Below are 22,767 nucleotides of genomic sequence, written 5' to 3'. Positions count from 1 at the left end.
TATATTTATACAACAAACAAACACCACATGAGTAAATCTACCAAAGTTACCGTAAACGATTTGCATCATTTTAACCTCACATTAGAACATGTAGAGCAATTAGATGCTGTGCAAACCAAACCTAATCACTTTCATATTATTCAAGATTATATCTCTTATGATGCAGAAATTTCTAAATCAGATGTCTTAGATAAATCTTATACAGTAATCCTTAATAACACCACATTTTTTGTAAAAATTTCAAACGATTTAGACGTGTTAATAGAAACCATGGGATTTCATACTGCCAACTTTAAAACTATAGATTTAATTAAAGCGCCTATGCCAGGATTAATTCTAGATCTTCTAGTAAAAGAAGGCGATACGGTTAAAGTTAACGATCCCTTATTAGTTTTAGAAGCTATGAAAATGGAAAACAGTATACTTTCTCCTAGAGAAGGAGTTATTAAATCCATTAAAATAAAAAAAGATCTCACAGTTAATAAAGGCGATGTATTAATAGAATTTAAATAACCTATAATCCCTACATATGAAAAAAATACTTGTTGCTAATCGGGGCGAAATTGCCTTACGTATTATGAAAACGGTTAAAAAAATGGGAATTAAAACAGTAGCCATTTATTCTATAGCCGATAGAGAATCTCCACACGTTACCTATGCAGATGAAGCAGTTTGTATTGGCGAGGCACTATCTAGTAAATCTTATTTAGTAGGAGAAAAAATTATTAAAATAGCAAAAGCACTTCAAGTAGATGCTATACATCCAGGATATGGATTTTTAAGTGAAAATGCAGGTTTTGTTAAAAAAGTTGAAGCAAATAATATAATTTTTATAGGTCCAAAATCTGAATCTATTCTAATTATGGGAAATAAAATAGCAGCTAAAGAAGCTGTTAAACATTATAATATCCCCATGGTTCCTGGTACTCCAGAAGCAATTACAGATGTTAAAGCGGCGACTTTAATAGCTAAAAAAATAGGTTTTCCTGTACTTATAAAAGCTTCTGCCGGTGGTGGTGGAAAAGGCATGCGTATAGTTGATAATGAAGAAGAATTTGAATCGCAAATGCATAGAGCGATAAGTGAAGCCACACATGCTTTTGGAGATGGTGCTGTATTTATTGAAAAATATATAGCTTCTCCTAGACATATAGAGATTCAAATTTTAGCAGATTGTTTGGGGCATACTGTACATTTGTTTGAACGCGAATGCAGTATACAACGTCGTCATCAAAAAGTTATTGAAGAAGCACCTTCCTCTATACTTACTCCTGCCCTACGTGATACAATGGGTGAAGCTGCAATTAGGGTTGCAAAAGCGTGTAACTATATTGGTGCAGGAACAGTAGAGTTTTTATTAGATAACAATAATAGGTTTTATTTTTTAGAAATGAACACCCGTTTACAAGTAGAACATCCCGTTACCGAATGTATTACTGGTTTAGATCTTGTAGAACAACAAATAAAAATTGCCAGAGGGGAATCTTTAAACCTTATTCAAGCTGATTTAGAGATTAAAGGCCATGCTTTTGAGTTACGGGTATATGCAGAAGATCCTTTTAACGAATTTTTACCTAGTATAGGTAAAATTAATGTTTATAAAATTCCAAAAGTTCCCGGTATTCGTGTAGATAATGGTGTGTTTGAAGGTGCAGATGTTTCGATATATTACGATCCTCTATTATCAAAATTAATCACTTACGGTAATACACGTCAAGAGGCTATTTTAACAATGCTAAATGCAATTAAAGCTTATCATATTGAAGGTGTTAGTACCACACTAAGTTTTGGGAAATTTGTCTTTGAACATGCTGCATTTAAAGCAGGTAACTTCAATACCAATTTTATAAAGACTTACTTTAATCCTAAAATTTTACAAGAAAAAACTGAACGAGAGGCTAGACTTGCCGCTCTCATTGCTTTAAAACAATATCAAAAAGATCTAAATCAGATCAGATTGCCTAATAATTAAATTTTAAATTATATGGATTCTAAAACAAACATACTTACAGATAAATTAGCAAAAGCATATTTAGGAGGCGGAACACATCGTATTACACAACAACATGCTAAACATAAACTAACAGCAAGAGAGCGTATAGATTATTTATTAGATTCTGGATCTTTTGAAGAGATAGGCATACTAGTTACGCATCGGTCTACAGATTTTGGTATGGAAAAAGAACTCTATTTTGGAGATGGTGTGGTTACCGGTTACGGAAATATTAAAGGAAGATTAGTTTATATTTTTGCTCAGGATTTTACGGTTTTTGGCGGATCACTTTCCGAAACTCACGCTGAAAAAATATGTAAAATTATGGATCTTGCCCTAAAAGTTGGAGCACCTTTAATTGGTTTAAACGATTCTGGAGGGGCACGCATACAAGAAGGTGTTAAATCGCTTGGTGGATATGCAGATATTTTTCATAGAAACGTAAAAGCTTCTGGAATTATCCCTCAAATATCAGCTATTATGGGGCCTTGTGCTGGAGGAGCTGTTTATTCTCCTGCCATTACAGATTTTACATTAATGGTTGAACATAGCAGTTATATGTTTGTAACCGGCCCAAATGTTGTTAAAACGGTAACCAATGAAGCTGTAAGCTCAGAAGCATTAGGAGGTGCACATACACATGCAACTAAATCTGGAGTAGCACATATTACAGCTATTAATGATGTAGAATGTTTAGATCAGATTATCAATCTATTGTCGTATTTACCGCAAAATAATACCAAAACAACAACTAAATTGTCCTATAATTTACAAGATGAAATCCGAGAAGAATTAACCGCTATAGTTCCTGATAATGCTAATAAACCTTACGATATGAGACGCATTATTTATGGCATTATAGATCTAGATTCTTTTTTTGAAATCCATAAAGAATATGCAGAAAACATTATTGTAGGTTTTGCCCGATTGGGAGGAAAAAGCATTGGTATTGTTGCCAATCAGCCATTGTGTCTAGCAGGAGTTTTAGATGTAAATAGTTCAAAAAAAGCAGCTCGTTTTGTAAGATTTTGCGATAGTTTTAATATTCCTATTTTAGTTTTAGTAGATGTTCCGGGGTTTTTACCAGGAACAGATCAAGAATGGAATGGTATTATATCTAACGGCGCGAAATTATTGTATGCTTTAAGCGAAGCTACAGTACCGCGTATAACTGTTATAACAAGAAAAGCATACGGAGGTGCTTACGATGTTATGAATTCGAAACATATAGGCGCAGATATGAATTTTGCTTGGCCCACCGCAGAAATTGCTGTTATGGGAGCTAAAGGTGCTAGCGAAATTATCTTTAAAAAAGAAATTAAAAATGCAGATAATCCCATAGCAAAACTAGCAGAAAAAGAATTCGAATACGCCTCTGCTTTTGCAAATCCTTATCGTGCTGCACAACGCGGATTTATTGATGAAATTATACTGCCAAAAGACACCCGTAGAAAATTAATAAAAGCATTCTGTATGTTAGAAGATAAATCGGTGGAATTACCTAAACGAAAACATGGTAATATTCCGTTATAATATATAAGTAGCCGCAATTATATTCTTCTACTTAAAAAATTAACAGTTTAAGGTATTATTTCACATAAGAAGCATTGATTTTACTCATAAAGTTTAATATTATGATTTTTAAATTTTAACATTTTAGTAATGAGTTAATTAAATACTTTTGCATACATTCTATAAATTCATCAAATATACATGAAAACAACATTGTTTGTAGTCTTCCTTATTACATTTAGCATGTGTATTGAAGCACAAAACGGCTTACCTATACAAGTAGACAATTCTAAGATAAAACCTTTAAATACACTTAAAAATTCAACATTACAAAAAAATTTAGAACAACAACTTAATGCAAATCCAAATTGGAAAAAACTTATAGCCCAAAACAAAATGTCTGTTGGTATAGTAGATTTAAGTAATACCAATCAGGTTAAATATGCTAGTGTTAATGGAGAATATATGATGTATGCTGCCAGTTTACCTAAAATAGCAATTTTATTGTCTGCTATGGATGCTATAGATAAAGGAGAACTTAAAGAAACGCCAGAAATTAAAACGGATTTAAGATTAATGATCAGTAAATCTGATAATGCAGCATCTACAAGAATGATTGATCGATTAGGGTATAAAAAAATAGAATCTGTGATGACAGATCCTAAATACATGTTTTATGATGAAGAATGTGGTGGCGGTTTATGGTGTGGTAAACGTTATGGTGGGGGTGGCAATACCAATCGAGAACCTTTAAAAAACTTAAGTCATGCTGCTACCGTAGATCAAGTGTGTAGATATTATTATTTACTAGCATTTGGTAAACTTGTTAACGATAAACGCTCTAAACAAATGTTACAAATTATGGGTAACCCAGATTTACATCATAAATTTGTAAGTGTTATTGAAAAAATTGCACCTCAGGCCTTGTTATACAGAAAATCTGGATCATGGAAAACCTATCATTCAGATTCTATTTTAGTATGGGGAAACGATCCAAACAGACGATATATTTTAGTCGCCTTGGTAGATGATGAAGATGGTGAACAAATTATTAGAAATCTTGTCACGCCTATTGAAACTGCATTAAAAAAATACAAAACTAAAACTATAGCGTTAAAATAATTTCTTTTGGAATAGAAAATATTACAATGAAGTTACATGAACAAAATGCATATTAATTACATTTGTTTGTAGAAATATATTAATATATAAAACATTTAAATGTCTTTTAAAAAAACTCTTAAACACCATGTCTTAAAAGTTTTTGATATTAAAGAAGAAGAACTAAAAAAGACACTTCTTCTTCAGTTAAATATTTTTATTTTAATTACTACGCTATTAATTGTAAAACCAACAATTAATTCCCTGTTCTTATCCGAATTATCTTCAGATGCACTGCCATTAGCCTATGTTTTTACTGCTGTTTTGGCTATTATTGGTTCTTATTTTTACGATAAAGCTCTAGAAAAATTTCAATTAAATATAATAATTGACAAGACTTTAATAGGATCTATTATTTCATTAATAGTTTTCGGAATCGGATTTAATTTCAATTTAATTACAGGATTTTTATTATATATTCCTTACGTTTGGGTAGCCATTTTTGGACTATTAACAGCCTCTCAATTTTGGATATTAGCTAATCTTGTATACAATGTTAGAGAAGCAAAACGTGTGTTTGGATTTATTGGAGCAGGCGCAATTGCTGGAGGTATTTTTGGAGGCTATTTAACCTCTGTTCTTACCACATTCATGAATTCGCAAAATTTACTTTTTGTAGCAGCACTACTCTTAATTCTATGCATTGCTATAACACGTTATATATGGCGAACAGAAGTTGAAAAACTAAATCCATTTCAAGTTTCAATTAGAAGTAATCCTAAAAGCGATTCACCTTTTAAACTAATTAAACATTCTAAACTGTTAAGTTTAATAGCATTAGTTATTGGGCTTAGTGCTTTAATTGCAAAATTAGTAGATTACCAATATAGCGATTATGCATTTAGGCTTATTGACGATCAAGATGATTTAACCTCTTTTTTTGGATTTTGGCTTTCCACTTTAAGTGTAATTTCTTTACTTATTCAGCTGTTTTTAACCAAACGTATTGTAGGAACTTTTGGGGTAGGAAAATCATTATTGTGGTTGCCTTCAGGTATTTTAATAGGATCTATATTGCTATTAGTAATACCACAATTATGGGTAGTGGTTTTTATTAAAATTATAGATGGTAGTTTAAAACAATCGGTAAATAAATCAGCTACAGAGTTACTTTCAATTCCCATTCCTATAGACATTAAAAAAAAGACAAAAACATTTACGGATGTAGTGGTAGATAGTATTGCAACAGGTATTGCAGGTTTTATTTTAATATTTTTTATTAACGGCTTAGACTTATCATCAACCTATATCAGTATTATAATTATAGCCTTGATACTTGTATGGCTAACACTTATTTATTATTTAAGACAAGAGTATATTATAGCCTTTAAAAACTTGCTAGATCTGTCTCAAACTAAAAAAACAAAACTTGTAAAGCAAGACATTAAAGTAACTTCTATTATAGATTCTGTGATACGAGTGTTTAATAGTGGAACAGAAAACCAAATCATAAACATGCTTACTAAAACATTAGAAGTTAAAGATGAGCGTTTTTTTTATGGTATAAAAAATATTCTGCACCACACTTCTCCACGAGTAAAAACTTTGGCTATTGATAATTTATATTACTTAAAAACCGAGAATCTATCTACAGAAATTGAAGAGATGGTACATGATCGCAATCAAAATGTTACGACTTCTGCTTTTAGATACCTCTTAAAACATTATCAAAAAAACAAAGTAGAATTATTTGAAAAATATATTAATAGTGACGATTATACTATTAGTAATGCTGCGCTTTTAGGCCTTTCTTTAGAGTTAAGAAACAATCCTATACTTCAATATAAATTTAGTTTAGAACAAAAAATTGACAATGCACTTTCTAAATATTCCAACCTTACAGATGAAGCTCTGAAAAAGGAAATTATAAGCGTTATTCTAGAAAGTATTGGAAATGCTAAATTAAGTACATATTACTTTATTATAAATACCCAATTACAAGCCAACGATATAGACATTGTTAGAGTCGCTATACGAAGTGCTTCAAAAACATTAAATTCTGAATTTATAACTCCAATTATAACACATTTATCTGTTAAAGATACAAGACCTTGCGCTATAAATGCCTTATATGCTTATGGAGAACCTGTTATTGATGTATTATTTGATAAAATCATAAATGAAACTATAGATTTTGAAGATGCCATATATACCGTATTAGCTATTGAAAAATTTAAATCTCAAAAAGCAATTAATACATTAATGCTTTTAATTAATGATACAGAACATGCCGTGAAAATTGAAGCTATAGAAGCTTTAAAACGATTAAAATGGAAATATCCTAATCTAAAAATAAAAGACGACTATATTGTTCATCAAATCTTAGATGAATGTCAATTATATCAAAACACATTAGCAGTAATACATACTCAAATTGTACTTCAATATAAAAAGAAAGCTACTGCCACCGAAACAAAAGAAGAGAACGAAGCAAGAATAGGTTTAATTCATGTTTTAGAACAACGATTAGACCGACAGTTACAACGTATTTTTAGATTTTTAGGTATTAAGTATCCACCTCAAGATGTAGATCCTATTTTAAACACCATCATGAATGGTAAAGAAGAACAACGTGTACATGCAGTAGAATTTTTAGATAATATTTTAAATAGTCAACTTAAAAAAGAACTTATCCCTGTTGCAGAATCTGTTATATTAACGTCAAATTCAGAAGAAAAAATTAAAAAACTTAACCTAAAAGTTTTTAGTGAAGCCGAATGCTACCACGAATTATTAAAACGAAAAGATGTAAAGTTAAAATTTGCAGTCTTGTATCTTATAGAAAAATCTAACCCTTTAAAATATAAAGTTTTATTAGAAACAGTATTAACTCAGGAAACTAATGCAAAGTTAATAGCTAACATAAAAAACATTTTAAGCTTATTGCCTAATTAATTTATCAATATTTGTAGCTAAATTCATATGATCTGTAGCCGAATTTTTTCGTAACACATTGGTCATTAAAACAACCATATATGTCGTTTTATCCGGGTGTTCTACAATAGCAACAGAATTCATAAAGTTTTGTACATTTCCCATATATTTACCACATGCTTCACCTTTACTCCTATCACATTTATACAAACTACCAGATTTAAAATATACAGCAGCATCTTTTAAAGCAGGAGCTTGAGCATATCTTATACGTCTATCTGTCATGTACATTAAACGTTTCATTTCTAAACTCGATTTTTCATCTATTACTTTACCCTGCTCTAATTGAATTAAAAATTTCATAACTCCTAATGGAGTGCCTATACTACCACCTTTATCGCCTACATAGGTGTTTGCTCCTTTAGTAAAGAAACTGCCTAAACGCCATTCATCCGCGGAAATACCTAGATTTCTAAGAGGTAAATTGACAACCGTATTTCCTAAATCTGTCAATACTTTTTTGTCTGTAGTTTTAAAATAAGTTAAGGCCTCTTCATCTGTCATTTCTGGATAAGCAGCGCCAAATGCCTGCATTAATAAAACTTCTCTCCATACAATACTTGCAGCTCCATTATTACTTACAGAAAGCATGTGATCTGCCCACTCAAATAACGAAAATTCATCACTAGCAATAACCTGACGTTTTATTAGTTTTTTAGTTTCAATATTATAAATAGGTATAGTATGTTCATCTGTTAGACCCCAAACGCCAGCTTTAACAACTTTTGTTTTTAATAATTGAACCCGTTTCTCGTAATTATTTGGATAAATTTTAGCAAGCTGATCAAATAAACCGAGTAAAACAGCCAATTTGCCAACACTTCCAGGTTGATAACCAGCAGTTTCATTTCGGTGTGCATATTTAATAGCATTAGGGTTGGTGATATCTAATACTGTCAATGAATAACTTTTATCTAAACCTTTAAATAAATTATTTATTGCATTTTGAAATTCTGGACTGTCTTTAAAAAAGACATCTAAACTATCTGCAGCTTTATCTTTTAAATTTAACGATATATCTAAATACGATTTAAAAGCACCTTCGGGTAAGGTTTGTTTTTCAACAATTTCTCCACTTTTTATAAGTTCTAAACGTTTTAATCTTTTAATACCTGTGTATTCATAACCATCTATAGGGTAATCTGTTAACGTGGTAAACGCAGTACATATACATACGGTTACAATTAATACAAGTTTATTTTTCATTTATAATGTTTTAAAAAGCGAAATCGCTTTATTAGTATCAATTTTTGGGGTAATAGATTCTAAATATGAAGAACTTAATGCTTTTTTATTTTCTACAAATGGTCGGATTTGAAATAGCCATAAAGTATTATTTTTAAATCCTAACTCAACATCATAAGCACCATTGTATTCTGTATCTGTTTCCTTAGGCATGGTTTCTCTAATTTGTGCAGCCAATTGTTTAATTACTTTAATATTTTGTGCATTTAAAATAGGTTCATTAAATGAAGTGCTCTTTTTTAATGTACCTCCGGTAATTGGTAAACTATTGTAATATTGCTCTCTTGAAGGCGCTATTAATTGCGTTTCACCATTATCTTTTATGAGGTATGTTTCTGCAGATTGTCCGTCTACTGCACCACCTGCTCCTCGGCTAAATGCTACAGTTAAATCTTTACTATTTCTAGAAGTTAAACCTTTAGTAATAAGTACTCCAGAATAATCTACATCTACACTTGGTATAACTAAAATAGATGGAAATACATTTTCAGGATTTAATAAATATTTTTGTCTCCATTTAAAACTACGCTCGGTATATGGAGATGCCCAAACGTCTTTAATGCCTTCAAAAATTTTAGCTTTATCAACCACATTAAAGAGGGTTAAATTTAGGCCAGCTCCTGTAAATTCTTTTAAGTCTTCCATATTGGTATCACTTCTTAAAAAAACAGGTATTTCTCCTAATTCACTACCAAGTATAGTTTTAAAATCGTGTTCCATTTGCGACACAAATGTTGCTTTTAATGGCATCTGTTTTATGGCAGATCTTAACATTGCTAATTGTTGTAATTGATAAGTTTCAATATCAGCTTCACTCATCCCTCTAGATTCCATAGCTGATGCTTCTGAAAACATTGCCGTTAAAAATTGCCAATAACTTTGATTTTGGTTTGGCATCTCCTGATCCATATGGTCTTTAAAGATTCCAAAAGGAATCACCAAACCTTCTACAACTTGTTCTGGGAATATGCTTTTAAGTTGTCCTAAATTAGCGGCCTTAGGTCCGCAAATTTTACCAGAATTGGAGGCGTTTACACTTCTTAAATTTAAAACCTTAGATTCATCTAACACGATTTGTTCAATAGGGACAGCAATTTTTTCATCTTTACGTTCTTTTTTTTCAAAAAGTGCACGCTCTTCAGTGGTCATGTCTTGGGCTAGCTTTACAATAACATTTCCTTTATTAGAGACGGCATAAAACACTTGTTCCCCATTATATTGTTTTAAATCGTTTAGATTTTCAAAAGATAGTGCGGCATTAGGGATTCCTAAGTTACGAGCTAATAATTGAACATGAGATACCATATTTCCTTCAGAAACAGTAGCAATACCAGCAACAGGTTTTAGATCTGCTGGTGGACGTTGAAAGACGTAAATTTTATTAGAAGACACGTCTTTAGCATCTGGAGATCCTGTAACAACTACTAATTCGCCAAATGCATATCCAGGGTTTAATCCTCTAATTGTACTTTGGTTAGGGATGCTTAACACTTTATTTGTCAATGCCGATTCGTTTGCAATTAAATCGCCTAATTCGCCTACAGATTTCCCCAAATGTAAGGCAATAGATCCTCTAATTTTATCATCTATAAAACCATAGGCTAAAGGCTCAAAACTAGTATATATATCTACTTCTTTTTGGTAATTTGCTTTTACCATACCTGCACTCCACTCTACTAAACTTCTAGCTTGTTGTAAAAGCGTTGTTAATTCGCCTAAAGCAATTTCGTCTGTTTTAGTTGCTGGTAAAGTTAAATTTAATGCCTCCCATTCATGCTGTTCAACATATCCAGTTGCAGCAGTAGCCATACCTAAATAACAAATTTTATCTGAGAGTTCTTTAATATTGTTAGGTTGCCATAATGGCGCTTTTTTAAAGATAATTTCTTCAAGTTTTAAAGATATGTCTAACATTTGTAGACGTGCTAATGGTCGTTTTTCATTAAATATAGCAGCTCTAAGCTTAACTAACAATTCAGAAGTATTTTGAATAAGATCTGAGGCAGTAGCACTATCGTTATTTTCTATAACATAAGCATTAAATTCTTCTCCAAAGGGTGTGTTTTGTAATAGTGTCGCTTTTTGTTGTAAAGCAGCTAAATTTACAGGTTTAAAAAACAACGTCATGGTTGCAATTAAATCCTCTATAATTTTAACCTGATTAGCCGATAATTTACTAATATGTTTAGCTTTAAACGCTTCAACTTTTTCTATATCAGTGAGAGTAGGTTGTGCATGAATTTTAACTCTTAAATCCATAAAAGGAGGATAAAGATCTGATAATATTTTTGATTGACTTCGCATATTTTGCGCAATATTATCATCTCCGTTATGAGGAATATCCTTTAAGGATTGTCTAATTAAAAAATAGTTTGCTTGTAACAAATCGTCGTTAGACAATAGCCATTTATAAAAATTAATTCCCCAATCTTCTTCATCCTCATACTGAATTGCACCCCTGTAAAACTGACTTTTTTTATTAATCCAACCATTGTCTACAGCTCTTAAATACTTATCTATTTGATATTGTTTTAATCTTGAATTATTATGATTGGCATCCCAAAATTCATCTTTACTAGTAGATGTTAAAATCTGACCGAAAAAGATGTGATTAGTTAAGCCAAGTGCAACTACTTCATCTTTATATCTAGCATGCTGATTTCCTGGACCTATGTTATCTGGACACGGATCTTTAGGCATCCTTATACTACCGTCTGTACAAAACCACCGAATATCTTTATAGGGTCCGCGACTGTCATTTTTATAAGCATTTATTTGATTTGCAATCTCATCTACATCTAATTTTTGAGATATTACTGTATAGGAGCATACAAAAAGACTTATACACAATAGAATTATATTTTTCATTTTTATGAAGCGTTTTTATATAAAATAACACCTTACTAATATATATAATTATACGTGCAAAAAACTATTATACCATTAAAAAACAACTTTATTTTTATAAATATTAAAAACTGAAAATTCAAACATACTCTGCTTTAAAAAGCTTAATATCAAGTCTTTTAAATTATTGTAAAATTATATTTTTGCTTGAAAAGTATACAAGTCATAGTATCGGCCTTGGGCTGCAATAAGCTCGTCGTGAGTGCCACGTTCTTTAATTTTTCCTTCTTCAATAACTAAAATCTGATCTGCTTTTCGGATAGTACTTAAGCGGTGAGCAATAACAATTGTAGTACGATCTTTAGTTAAGGTATTTAAACTTTTTTGAATATAACCTTCACTTTCCGTATCTAAGTTTGAAGTGGCTTCATCTAAAATAATCACTTTTGGATTGGCTAAAATGGCACGTGCAATAGCGATTCGTTGACGTTGACCTCCAGATAATTTTACACCACGCTCGCCTATTAAAGTATCTAAACCATTCTCAAATCGGTCTGTGAATTCATTTACATAAGCAGAATTTACAGCTTGTAACAATTCTTTTTCGGTAGCATTTGGTCTAGGAAACATAATATTATCTCGAATAGTCCCTTCAAATAAAAATTCATCTTGAAGTACCACACCTAAATGTTTTCTAAAACTTTGTAATTTAACTTTAGACAAATTGTAACCATCTACAGCTACATATCCGGATTGAGGATTTAAAAACGTGGCAGATAAACTTGCAATTGTAGATTTTCCAGAACCAGAACTTCCTACTAAAGCTGTAACAGAACCTGAAGGTGCATTAAAACTAATATTATGTAGTACGTTTTTACCAGCTTCATAAGCAAAAGAGACATCATTAAACACCAAATCTCCTTTCATGTTTTCAATCTCAAGCGTACGACTTTCGTCGTCTTCCTCTGCTTGCATATTCATAAGTTCTTCGGTACGATCTAATCCTGCCAAAGCTTCTGTTAATTGGCTCCCTATATTACTCATTTGTACTATAGGCGCTATCATAAAACCTAAAAGGAGCGTAAAGAACATAAAATCTCCAATAGTTAATTCGCCTTGCATGATTTTATACCCACCAATACCCATAATTCCTGTAGATGCTATACCTAATAAAAATGTAGACGAGCTGGTCATTACAGCAGTTGCTGTTAAACTTTTTTTAACGTTCTGAAATAATTTATCTACACCAGTTTCAAAAGCTTTATGTTCTTGATCTTCTGCATTAAAAGCTTTAATAACTCGAACTCCTGCAAGTGTTTCAGTTAATCGGCCTGTAACTTCTGCATTTATTACGCCACGTTTTCTAAAAATAGGACGTATATATTTAAAAGCTTTTAAAGCTAACACCCCAAAAATAGCAATAGGTACTAACACAAAGAGGGTCATTGAGGGGCTTATTCTTATTAATAATACTAGGGATATAACTGCTGTAAAGGTTCCTCCTACTAATTGTACTAATCCTGTGCCAATTAAGTTTCTAACACCTTCAACATCTGTCATTATTCTTGAGACTAATACGCCAGACTTTGTATTATCAAAAAAACTAATTGGTAACGACAATACTTTTTTCTGAACTTTTGCTCGTAGTTCTGAGATTAAATATTGCGCTTGTACACTTAATATTTTAGTCAATAAAAAAGATGTTATGGCTTGTACAAGTATAGCGCCTCCAACAATAGCTAATAAGCTATATAATTGACTATAATCTTTATTTGGAATAACATCGTCTAACAATACTTTACTCTTCCAAGGTAATACCAAACTCGCTAAACGGCTAACCACAATTAAAATTAACCCAATAAATACTAAGTTTCTTCGGGGCCATATAATTGTTTTAAAAGCTTGTGCCATACTCACTTTAGAAGCTTTTTTAGATTGTGGCATATCGGGATGTCTGTGATGTCTCATAACTTAAATTTAAATGGTAAATATAATTCTACCTGATAAACTATGATGAATTATAAAGTAAATAATGTTAATAGAGTTTAAAAGAGTTTCTGTTCTGTATTGTTATCCGTAAATTTATCAGACTAAATAACATATACATTATGGAATATAGAACATTAGGAACATCAGATTTAAAATTATCAGCAATTACTTTTGGAGCATGGGCAGCCGGGGGTTGGATGTGGGGAGGCACTGAGCAAAATGATGCCGCTAAAGCCATTCAATCTGCGTTTGATTATGGCGTTACTAGTATAGATACTGCACCTATTTACGGAATGGGACATAGTGAAAAAATAGTTGGAGAAGCCATTAAGGAACTTCCAAGAGATCAAGTACAATTAGTTACAAAATATGGTTTACGTTGGGATGCAACTGATGGTGAATTTTATGTGAACTCTAAAGATAACAATGGTAAAGACATTTCCATTTATAAAAATGCAAGTAAAAAAAGTATCATTAAAGAATGTGAAGATAGCTTAAAACGTTTAGGTACAGATTATATAGATTTATACCAAATACATTGGCCAGATGTTACTACAGAAATTCAAGAAAGTATGGAAGCTGTAGCACAGTTAATAAAAGATGGTAAGGTAAGATATGCGGGTGTATGTAATTACAGTGTAGACCAATTAAAAGAAGCCAATACATATGTAGATGTCATTTCAAATCAAGTGCCTTATAGTATGGTTAATCGTGGTATAGAGACAGATCTGGTTCCCTATACTTTAGAACATAACATGTCTATCTTAGCCTATAGTCCGTTACAACGTGGTTTATTAACTGGAAAAATGAAAGCCGGCCATGTTTTTGCTGAAGGCGACCATAGAAAAGGATTAGCCTTTTTTAAAGATGAAAATATAAAACAAACGGCAGAGTTTTTAGATAAACTAAAACCTCTAGCTGAAGCTAAAAATGCGTCACTTTCTCAATTGGTTTTACGATGGACAATTGAGCAACCAGGTATAACTATTGCCTTAGCTGGTGCAAGAAATGCTGAACAATCTATTTCTAATGCTAAAAGTATTGATGTAAAATTAACTACTGATGAATTACAATTTATAAATAAAGCATTAGAAAAAGTAAAATTAGATGTTTAAGCTTTAATGCATGAGCTAAAGTACGTGCTATTTTAAACCTTTAGAATCTTTAAATAGCAACCTAGATATTTAACCTTAAAACACCTTATTCTTATTGAATAAGGTGTTTTATTATGGATTTATTAATACCTGATTTATAACACTAAAAAACACAGCATATCTATAAGGAAATAGTATTTTTGTGCGATGCAAAAAGACAAAAAGAAAAATCATTTTGAGTTTATAGCACTTATGGCATCCCTAATGTCTATAGTTGCATTATCAATAGATGCCTTACTACCCGCCTTTCCAGATATTGGTATAGCTATTGGAAATCAAAACAGTACAGATTTACAATCTTTAGTGACTATGATTTTTTTAGGCTTTGGTATTGGCCAATTAATTTTAGGTCCGCTTTCTGATAGTTTTGGAAGAAAACCTTTAATGTATGTGGGTTTTAGTATATTTATTATAGCTAGTATAATTTGTATAAACGCAAAAAGTTTAGAACTTATGTTAGTAGGTCGTATTTTGCAGGGTATCGGACTTGCAGCTCCTAGAACAATTTGCATATCTATAATTAGAGATTCACATAGAGGGAATTATATGGCCAGAATGATGTCTTTTGTAACTGCTTTCTTTATTTTGGTTCCTGTAATTGCCCCTGCATTAGGCCAATTTATTTTAAACCATTTTAATTGGCAAACCATATTTTATACTCAATTATTTTTTGCAATAGTTGTAAGTATATGGTTTTGGAAACGCCAACCTGAAACTTTACATCCAGAATTTAAAATACCATTTAATAAACATGTCTTTATAAACGGATTTAGCGAATTAATTCGATATAAAGAAGCTATGATTTTTACTGTACTTTCTGGGTTTATTACAGGGTCATTTATGGTATATTTAAGTTCTGCCCACCATATTTTTATAGATCAGTATAAAATTGGGGAACAATTCCCATATGTATTTGCTGGTCTAGCAATATCTATCGGAATTTCTACATTATTAAATGGTACGCTTGTAGTTCGGTTTGGTATGCGAAGATTAGCATTTACATCGTTAGCTGCTTTTAGCTTAATTTCTACAACTTATATGGTATTATTTTGGAATACATCAAATCCTAGTCTGTATGTTTTAGTACCATTTTTAGCAGCACAGTTTTTTACTTTAGGTTTTCTATTTGGAAATTTAAGAGCTATTGCCATGGAACCTATTGGCCATATAGCAGGTATTGGAGCTGCCTTAACAGGTTTTATAGCGACTGTTGTTGCCATTCCTATTGCTACCTTTATAGGAAGCTATGTAACACATACTGCTTTACCTCTATTTACTGGTTTTTCAGTATGTGGAAGCTTAGGCCTCTTTACTTTTATATATTTAAAACGCCAACGACTCTTCCGAAAATTTAATTTAAAAAGAAGTTAAAAGTTACTGTATTTACTATTTTTAAATTTCTCTTTTGAAACAACAACACTAAAACACATCACCACAATTAGTTATATCTCGATAAGCGAAATTATATTTACTAAAGACGAAATTATATATTCAATACCTATAGCTATAACAATAAATCCGATAATTCGAGACAAAGCATTAATACCAGATGCACCTAAAAATTTTACGATTAAATACGAACTCTTTAAAATTAGATAAATACAAATTGTAGTAAATATTAAAGCACTTATAATAATTAATTTATCTTCTAAATCTGAATATTCCTGATTGTAAGTAATTAACAAGGATATTGTTCCAGGACCAGCTAACATTGGTATTGCTAAAGGTGTAAGACTAATTTCATTTCTATTATGTATATCTTCTTCAACACGTTTTCGTTTCATCCCTTTATGTTCTGCAAATTTACCTGTTAATAAAGCAAAACCCGAAGATGCTATTATAAGACCGCCAGCAATTTTTAACGCATCAATACTTATACCAAAAAAAGACAATATATATTTACCAGCAAAGAAGGATAATAGTAAAATAATAAAAGCATTTATAGCTGTCCAAAATGCTATAACTGCACGTTCTTTTTTTGTGTTTTCTGATGATAATCCTACAAATACAGGTACTGTACCTAAAGGATTTATAATTGAAAATAATGCACCAAAAGCAGATAAAAATAATTCCATTGTTTTTTCTGCAAATACACTTCATTTTAAATTATTGTAGGTTAGTTAGGGTTTAAGTAATTGTGAATTGAAAATGAAATTAAGAACTTTAATTACTATAAATTGTTAATAGAAAAAATAGTTTATCTTTATAAGCATGAGAATTAATAGGTTAGCATATTTTCTAATTTTAAGTGGAATATTAATAGCAGTGCAATCGTGTACTTCTGTACCTTACGTAAAGAAGCATCAATTACAAGCAGGTATAAAAAACATGACTGTTAGTACTTTTGTATTCGAGAGTTCTAAAGATTCTTCTTTACTAAAAAAACAATATTTAGAATTCACAAAACAAGGACGAGTAAACTATTCTGTCACCTTAAATGCAACATTAGACACTATTCAAACTACAGAAAAAAAACTATTTTTTACCAAGCAGACTTTTCCAGATTTACCCAATTATTATTGTAAAACCCGTTGGAAAACAAACCACAGAGAACGTATAAGTTGTTATTCTCAAAAAAAACATAAACAAAATGAAAAAATTATGTTTTATAGTAAAGATGGGAGGATTTTAAAACGTGTAGATAATTTTACAAGCTTTAATACTTATAATTATAATTACGATAACCGCGAACTTAGTAGTATTACAGTGGAAGATCGTTCTGGAACACTAATAGAGACTATACATGTAACATGTTTAAAAAAAGAGAAAAACAAAAACTGTGTAATATTAGAACAACATTACACAGTTTCCGATAGTTTATTACGTATATATCGTAATTATAATTATTAATTTAAACTTCGCGTTTTACAGGGGCCAAAGCACTCTTTTTAATGGAAATAAACCCCAATGCATCAAGCACCTTCATAATACAATAAGTCACATCCAATTCGTACCAACGTACACCTCCAAAATTAGCACGACCACCAAATTTATGATGATTATTATGGTACCCTTCACCCATCATTAAAAAATCAAACGGTAATAAATTTTTAGAAGTATCACTTACTTTAAAATTTACATATCCATATATGTGAGCAAACCAATTAATAATAACACCATGTATGGGTGCCATAAAAAATGCTATTGGTAAAAACAACCAATGCCACCACGCTGTAGCAAAACATATAAAAAATAAGGTATATAAAAAAGCCCAAACTAAGCGAGAAATACGCGAACTCGCAAAATCATCAAAACGTTTCCATTGAGGCACATTTTTAGTAAATTTTGCATCTACAGCAATTCGTTGTTTATTAATATCTTGATAGATGTTTTTTGTCCTCCACATCATTGAAAATACATTACTATCATATTTTGGGGAATGCGGATCTTTTTCTGTATCTGCATAGGCATGATGCATTCTGTGCATTACACCATAACCATAAGCACTTAAATAGTTAGAACCTTGACAGATCCAGGTTAGTACATAACATACTTTTTCTCCAAATCTAGACATTTTATAAGTTTGATGCGCGGCATATCTATGCAGAAAGAAAGTTTGAAAAAACAAGCCTGAATACCACAAAATAATCATAAAGACTATAATTTCCATTTGATAAAATTTTATAATACAAAGAACTTATATTAAATGCGATTATAAAATGAACATGGGTTAAGAAATACGCTTTCTAATACGACTTAAAGCTTGTGCAGTTACTCCAATATAAGATGCAATATATTTTAAAGGTATGTCTTTAATAAGGTTTGGACGTTCTGTAAATAAGTTAATATAACGTTGTTCTGCAGTTTCGTTTAATAAAGATTGTTCGCGTTTAGATTTAATTAAAAATAACCGTTCTGATGATAATCTACCAATAAGGTTGCCTACTTCTGTACTCTTATAAACCTCTTGCAAATCTGTATAAGATACACTCCACATAGATAAATCTGTTAAAGCTTCTAAAGCATACAAAGATGGTTTTTGTGTTAAAAAAGAATCATAAGCACTAATAAATTCATTCTCAAAGCAAAATCCAAAAGTTACATCTTTCTCTTCATCTTCATGTGGTATTAAAAATCTCGCCACACCAGTGGCAATAAAAGATATATAATTTTCTGTGTCCCCAACATTTAATATCCGTTCTTTTTTCTTGAATGTACGTGTTTTAAGTTTAGATGAAAATATGTCCCAATCTTTATCGCTTATTGATACTGTAGATTCTATATAATCTCTAATTTCTATCATGTTATACCAACAAAATATTTGGTTTTAGTAAAAGTTAAATTTATGAATTTCTAATTGTTTTAAACGACAGAATACTTAATAAATTATAACGCTAGGAAAATATTTATAAGAAACAGATTACAACTTAAAAAATCTTAATATTTTAACAGTTATTACAAATAAACACTAAGATAGTATTACTTAGTATTTTATTTAAAGCACTATTTTTCTATAAATTTATTTTTTTTACATACTTAAAATAAGAATCCTATATAAACCATACACTTTTAGGCATCCCTAAGTGAAAATATTTTCATAAATTTATACGTCTAAAATACATTAAAAAATGTCTATACTTATTACCAATATAAAGCAGTTATTACAAACAAGAACACGTGGTATTTATAAAATTTCAGGTAGTGAAATGAAAACTTTACCGTACTTAGAAAATGCATACCTTCTTATAGAACACGATACTATAGTTGAATATGGTTCTATGAAAAATATTGGTGGAATTATTGCTGAAAAAACTATTGATGCAACTGGTAAAATTGTATTACCTGCTTGGTGCGATTCACATACACATTTAGTTTATGCTGGACATAGAGAGCAAGAATTTGTAGATAGAATTAATGGTTTAACCTATGAAGATATAGCAAATAAAGGTGGTGGTATATTAAACTCTGCTGAAATTTTAGCACAAACAAGTGAAGACGATTTGTATGAGCAATCTGTAAAACGTTTACACGAAGTTATGAAAATGGGTACAGGTGCTATTGAAATAAAATCAGGTTACGGTTTAACATTAGAATCTGAATTAAAAATTTTACGTGTTATAAAACGTCTTAAACACGATTTTAATATTTTAGTACGCCCTACATTTTTAGCAGCTCATGCTGTTCCAAAAAAATATAAAAACAATAAAACGGCTTATGTAGACGAGTTAATTAACACCACTATTCCTGAAATAGCAAAAGCACAATTAGCTAAATATATAGATGTATATTGTGAAGACGGTTACTTTAGTTTAGAAGATACAGACCGAATTTTAGAAGCTGGAAAAGCACATAATTTAGTACCTAAACTTCATGTCAATCAATTTAATGCTTTTGGTGGTGTTGCTTTAGGTGTAAAACACAATGCTCGATCTGTAGACCATTTGGAGGTTATGAGACCTGAAGATGTAAACGTATTACAAGGTAGCGACACCATGCCTGTAGCTTTACCAGCATGTTCTTTTTTCTTAGGACTTCCTTATACTCCTGCGCGTACTATAATAGATTCCGGTTTACCGCTAGCGTTAGCTAGTGATTATAATCCAGGAACAACACCAAGTGGTAATATGAATTTTGTAGTAAGTACCGCATGTATAAAAATGAAAATGACTCCTGAAGAAGCCATTAATGCTGCCACAATAAATGGAGCTTATGCAATGGGAGCCCATAAAATGTTTGGTAGTATAACGCGTGGAAAAAAAGCAAATGTTATAATTACAGAAGACATCCCAAACTATAGTTATTTGCCTTATGCTTTTGGGAATAATTCAATTAATACAGTTATTATTAATGGTATAATCGTAGAATAATAATAAATCTAATACAAAAAAAATACCGAACGATTGCTTTAATCATTCGGTATTTTTTTTTTAAAAAGTATATAAAATTTACTTCAATGTAAACTCAGATGTAGATACTAAATCCTTTTCATTATACACATTTACTATGTATCGGCCAGATTCAAACTTATCATCTCCAACAGTTGCGACAAATTCACAAACATTTAAACTGGCATTTTCGTAATTAAAACGACTAATTAAACTGTAGTTTAATGCTTTTTCTCCAAATATAACTTGCTCATTAACTCCCATAACATTGTTATTAGGATCTATAACTTGTATATATAACTCTTGGTCTCCAGCTTGCACTAAACTATTCTTAGCGACAGTAAAACAAACTCTAATCTTATCTGCACGTCTTGCACGTTCTGTAGGAATAAGTTTTCCAGAACTACGCTCTATTACTCCAAAACCTTTTAAATTAACAGCATTTAAAACAGCAGCATTTTCTACAACTTCTGCTAATGCTGAGTTTTGAACTAATAATGAATCAGAAAACATATTACGTTCTTCTAAACGTGTTCGTGTACTGTCTAAAGACGTCGATAATAAATTATTTTGAGTTTTAAGTTTATCATTTTCATCTAATAAAAAGTCCATTTCCTTCTGTAAATTCAAATATTTTTGCTTGTATTGCCATAAACTTTTAACGTTAGTTTCAGAAATTTGAAGAGAGTCTATTAAACCTTGAATTCTTGATCGTGCTTCAATTAAATTTGTATTTGCAATCTCATTTTCACTAATGGCAACATCATACTGTTTTGCCATATTACTTAAATCCGTCATTACTAATTCTTTCTCGGCTTTAAGTTGGGCTTCTGTTTCGTTCTTTTTTTTCATAAGATCGAATGTATAGAATGCTGTTCCCAAAAATAATACCAATGCAACACCTAGAGCTATTTTTAAGCCGTTATTTGATGTGTTTTGTTCCATAATTTAATTAAATAATCTGTAATTTGTTAATAAAATGTTTAATTTATATCGTTGCTAATAATATTAATTTTAAGTTCATAAAACAAAAAATAGTACTTTTAAATCTAAAAAAACTTATACTTATAATGGATAAACTTAACGTTTTTACATCTAAAGATCTTTCCAAACTATTAGATATCCGTTCTTCTGAAACTAAATTTGGTCAACATATAAAACTATTACCAGCATCCTGCACTAATATATACGAATATATTAACGCTTTAGATGTTGATTATATTATAATAGGCTTACCAGAATATAATAATTTATTAACCCATTTAAGCTACCAAAATACGACTTATACTTGGGATGCAACATTAAAATCGTTAATAAATTTTAAGATTAATACATATTTAATACCTCATAGAGTATTAATTCTTGGCAGTCTAAATTTTGATAAAGAGTTAAATAAAGTAAAAACTCTAGATTTAACAATAGATAAACAGCTTGCTAAAGCAAAAAAACACATAGCCAAAATAAACAAAGAGATTACACATATAATTTATACCTTAAAAAAATCAGGTAAAACACCTATAATTGTTGGTGGTACTCAAAATAACGCGTATGGTATTATTAAAGGCTGCGCTTTAGCACTTAATACACCTATTAATACTTTAAATTTAAGTGCTCATACTAAATTTAAACCTAAAAAAGGAAAACATAATGGTAATGGATTTATTTATGCTTATGCTGAAGGATTTTTAAAACACTATTTTGTATTTGGTTTACACGAACAAACCATTTCTAATTCAATTTTAAAGACCATTCAAAAAATGAAACAAATTCATGTTAGTACTTATGAAAGTATTGAGGTTAAGCAAACAACTACATTTAAAAAAGAATTAAAAAAAGTAAAACAAACAATTTCAGGTTCCCCTTTTGGAATACAAATAGATTGCAATATTATAAACTCTTGTAAGGCAGACAATACAGAAGGGTTTAGTCTCAAAAAAATTAAAAAATTTATACATTACTTTGGAAAACGAAAAGGTGTGCACTATTTACATATTAGTACAACCGATAGTAGTATAAATTATTCTAACCATAAAGGCGAATTTATTACTACATTTATTATTAATTTTATGAATGCTCACACAAAGTAATTTGCATTTTTATAAATTTA

General features: G+C 30.6%; 17 protein-coding genes. 10 read left to right on the top strand and 7 right to left on the bottom strand.

Annotation, left to right across the window (positions count from 1 at the left end; genetic code table 11):
• Nucleotides 1–27 precede the first annotated feature (27 nt).
• From FNB79_RS12575 to FNB79_RS12555, 5 genes are all read left to right on the top strand, one after another.
• The gene (locus tag FNB79_RS12575) at nt 28–513 is read left to right on the top strand and encodes an acetyl-CoA carboxylase biotin carboxyl carrier protein subunit (protein ID WP_143381637.1); all 486 of its coding nucleotides are present in this window, start codon (nt 28–30) and stop codon (nt 511–513) included.
• A gap of 16 nt (nt 514–529) precedes the next feature.
• Nucleotides 530–1,972 (top strand): acetyl-CoA carboxylase biotin carboxylase subunit, encoded by a 1,443-nt coding sequence (locus FNB79_RS12570; protein ID WP_143381636.1) that lies wholly within the window; start codon nt 530–532, stop codon nt 1,970–1,972.
• 12 nt (nt 1,973–1,984) lie between these two features.
• Nucleotides 1,985–3,526 (top strand): acyl-CoA carboxylase subunit beta, encoded by a 1,542-nt coding sequence (locus tag FNB79_RS12565; RefSeq protein WP_143381635.1) that lies wholly within the window; start codon nt 1,985–1,987, stop codon nt 3,524–3,526.
• 180 nt (nt 3,527–3,706) lie between these two features.
• Nucleotides 3,707–4,627, top strand: a complete 921-nt coding sequence (locus FNB79_RS12560; RefSeq protein WP_143381634.1) for a serine hydrolase — start codon at nt 3,707–3,709, stop codon at nt 4,625–4,627.
• Between the two features lie 99 nt (nt 4,628–4,726).
• Nucleotides 4,727–7,561 (top strand): Npt1/Npt2 family nucleotide transporter, encoded by a 2,835-nt coding sequence (locus FNB79_RS12555; protein ID WP_143381633.1) that lies wholly within the window; start codon nt 4,727–4,729, stop codon nt 7,559–7,561.
• On the opposite strand, the gene FNB79_RS12550 is transcribed toward FNB79_RS12555, so the two are convergent.
• The 3 genes from FNB79_RS12550 to FNB79_RS12540 all read right to left on the bottom strand — a co-directional run bounded on the left by FNB79_RS12550 (nt 7,547) and on the right by FNB79_RS12540 (nt 13,660).
• Nucleotides 7,547–8,806, bottom strand: coding sequence for a serine hydrolase (locus FNB79_RS12550; protein ID WP_143381632.1), 1,260 nt, complete (start codon nt 8,804–8,806; stop codon nt 7,547–7,549). The genes FNB79_RS12555 and FNB79_RS12550 overlap by 15 nt on opposite strands.
• Complete coding sequence (locus FNB79_RS12545; protein WP_143381631.1) at nt 8,807–11,713, bottom strand: PEP/pyruvate-binding domain-containing protein; 2,907 nt, start codon at nt 11,711–11,713, stop codon at nt 8,807–8,809. It abuts the gene before it with no gap.
• Between the two features lie 174 nt (nt 11,714–11,887).
• Nucleotides 11,888–13,660, bottom strand: a complete 1,773-nt coding sequence (locus FNB79_RS12540) for an ABC transporter ATP-binding protein (RefSeq protein WP_143381630.1) — start codon at nt 13,658–13,660, stop codon at nt 11,888–11,890.
• Between the two features lie 140 nt (nt 13,661–13,800).
• Here FNB79_RS12540 and FNB79_RS12535 point away from each other — a divergent pair, with 140 nt between their 5' ends.
• Nucleotides 13,801–14,796, top strand: a complete 996-nt coding sequence (locus FNB79_RS12535; RefSeq protein WP_143381629.1) for an aldo/keto reductase — start codon at nt 13,801–13,803, stop codon at nt 14,794–14,796.
• Nucleotides 14,797–14,982: 186 nt separating this feature from the next.
• The gene (locus FNB79_RS12530; RefSeq protein ID WP_143381628.1) at nt 14,983–16,206 is read left to right on the top strand and encodes a multidrug effflux MFS transporter; all 1,224 of its coding nucleotides are present in this window, start codon (nt 14,983–14,985) and stop codon (nt 16,204–16,206) included.
• Between the two features lie 71 nt (nt 16,207–16,277).
• On the opposite strand, the gene FNB79_RS12525 is transcribed toward FNB79_RS12530, so the two are convergent.
• Complete coding sequence (locus FNB79_RS12525; protein ID WP_143381627.1) at nt 16,278–16,910, bottom strand: MarC family NAAT transporter; 633 nt, start codon at nt 16,908–16,910, stop codon at nt 16,278–16,280.
• 136 nt (nt 16,911–17,046) lie between these two features.
• Here FNB79_RS12525 and FNB79_RS12520 point away from each other — a divergent pair, with 136 nt between their 5' ends.
• Entirely contained in the window at nt 17,047–17,685 is a 639-nt protein-coding gene (locus FNB79_RS12520; protein WP_143381626.1) for a hypothetical protein, read from the top strand.
• A 1-nt stretch (nt 17,686) separates the two neighbouring features.
• Here the strand turns inward: FNB79_RS12520 and FNB79_RS12515 are convergent, their stop codons facing one another.
• Both FNB79_RS12515 and FNB79_RS12510 read right to left on the bottom strand, forming a co-directional pair.
• The gene (locus tag FNB79_RS12515; protein ID WP_143381625.1) at nt 17,687–18,445 is read right to left on the bottom strand and encodes an acyl-CoA desaturase; all 759 of its coding nucleotides are present in this window, start codon (nt 18,443–18,445) and stop codon (nt 17,687–17,689) included.
• A 60-nt stretch (nt 18,446–18,505) separates the two neighbouring features.
• Nucleotides 18,506–19,078 carry a Crp/Fnr family transcriptional regulator gene (locus FNB79_RS12510; RefSeq protein WP_143381624.1) on the bottom strand — a complete coding sequence of 191 codons (573 nt, stop codon included), beginning with the start codon at nt 19,076–19,078 and terminating at the stop codon, nt 18,506–18,508.
• 325 nt (nt 19,079–19,403) lie between these two features.
• Here FNB79_RS12510 and hutI point away from each other — a divergent pair, with 325 nt between their 5' ends.
• Entirely contained in the window at nt 19,404–20,642 is a 1,239-nt protein-coding gene (gene hutI / locus FNB79_RS12505; protein WP_143381623.1) for an imidazolonepropionase, read from the top strand.
• Nucleotides 20,643–20,720: 78 nt separating this feature from the next.
• On the opposite strand, the gene FNB79_RS12500 is transcribed toward hutI, so the two are convergent.
• Nucleotides 20,721–21,605, bottom strand: a complete 885-nt coding sequence (locus tag FNB79_RS12500; RefSeq protein WP_143381622.1) for a chromosome partitioning protein ParA — start codon at nt 21,603–21,605, stop codon at nt 20,721–20,723.
• Between the two features lie 125 nt (nt 21,606–21,730).
• Between FNB79_RS12500 and FNB79_RS12495 the strand changes: the two genes are divergently transcribed.
• On the top strand, nt 21,731–22,747 hold the full coding sequence (locus FNB79_RS12495; RefSeq protein WP_143381621.1) for an arginase family protein: 1,017 nt from the start codon (nt 21,731–21,733) through the stop codon (nt 22,745–22,747).
• The last annotated feature ends 20 nt before the right edge of the window (nt 22,748–22,767 follow it).

Source organism: Formosa sediminum (genome assembly GCF_007197735.1).
GTDB classification, from domain to species: domain Bacteria; phylum Bacteroidota; class Bacteroidia; order Flavobacteriales; family Flavobacteriaceae; genus Formosa; species Formosa sediminum.
This window is presented reverse-complemented; position numbering and strand designations above follow the sequence as displayed.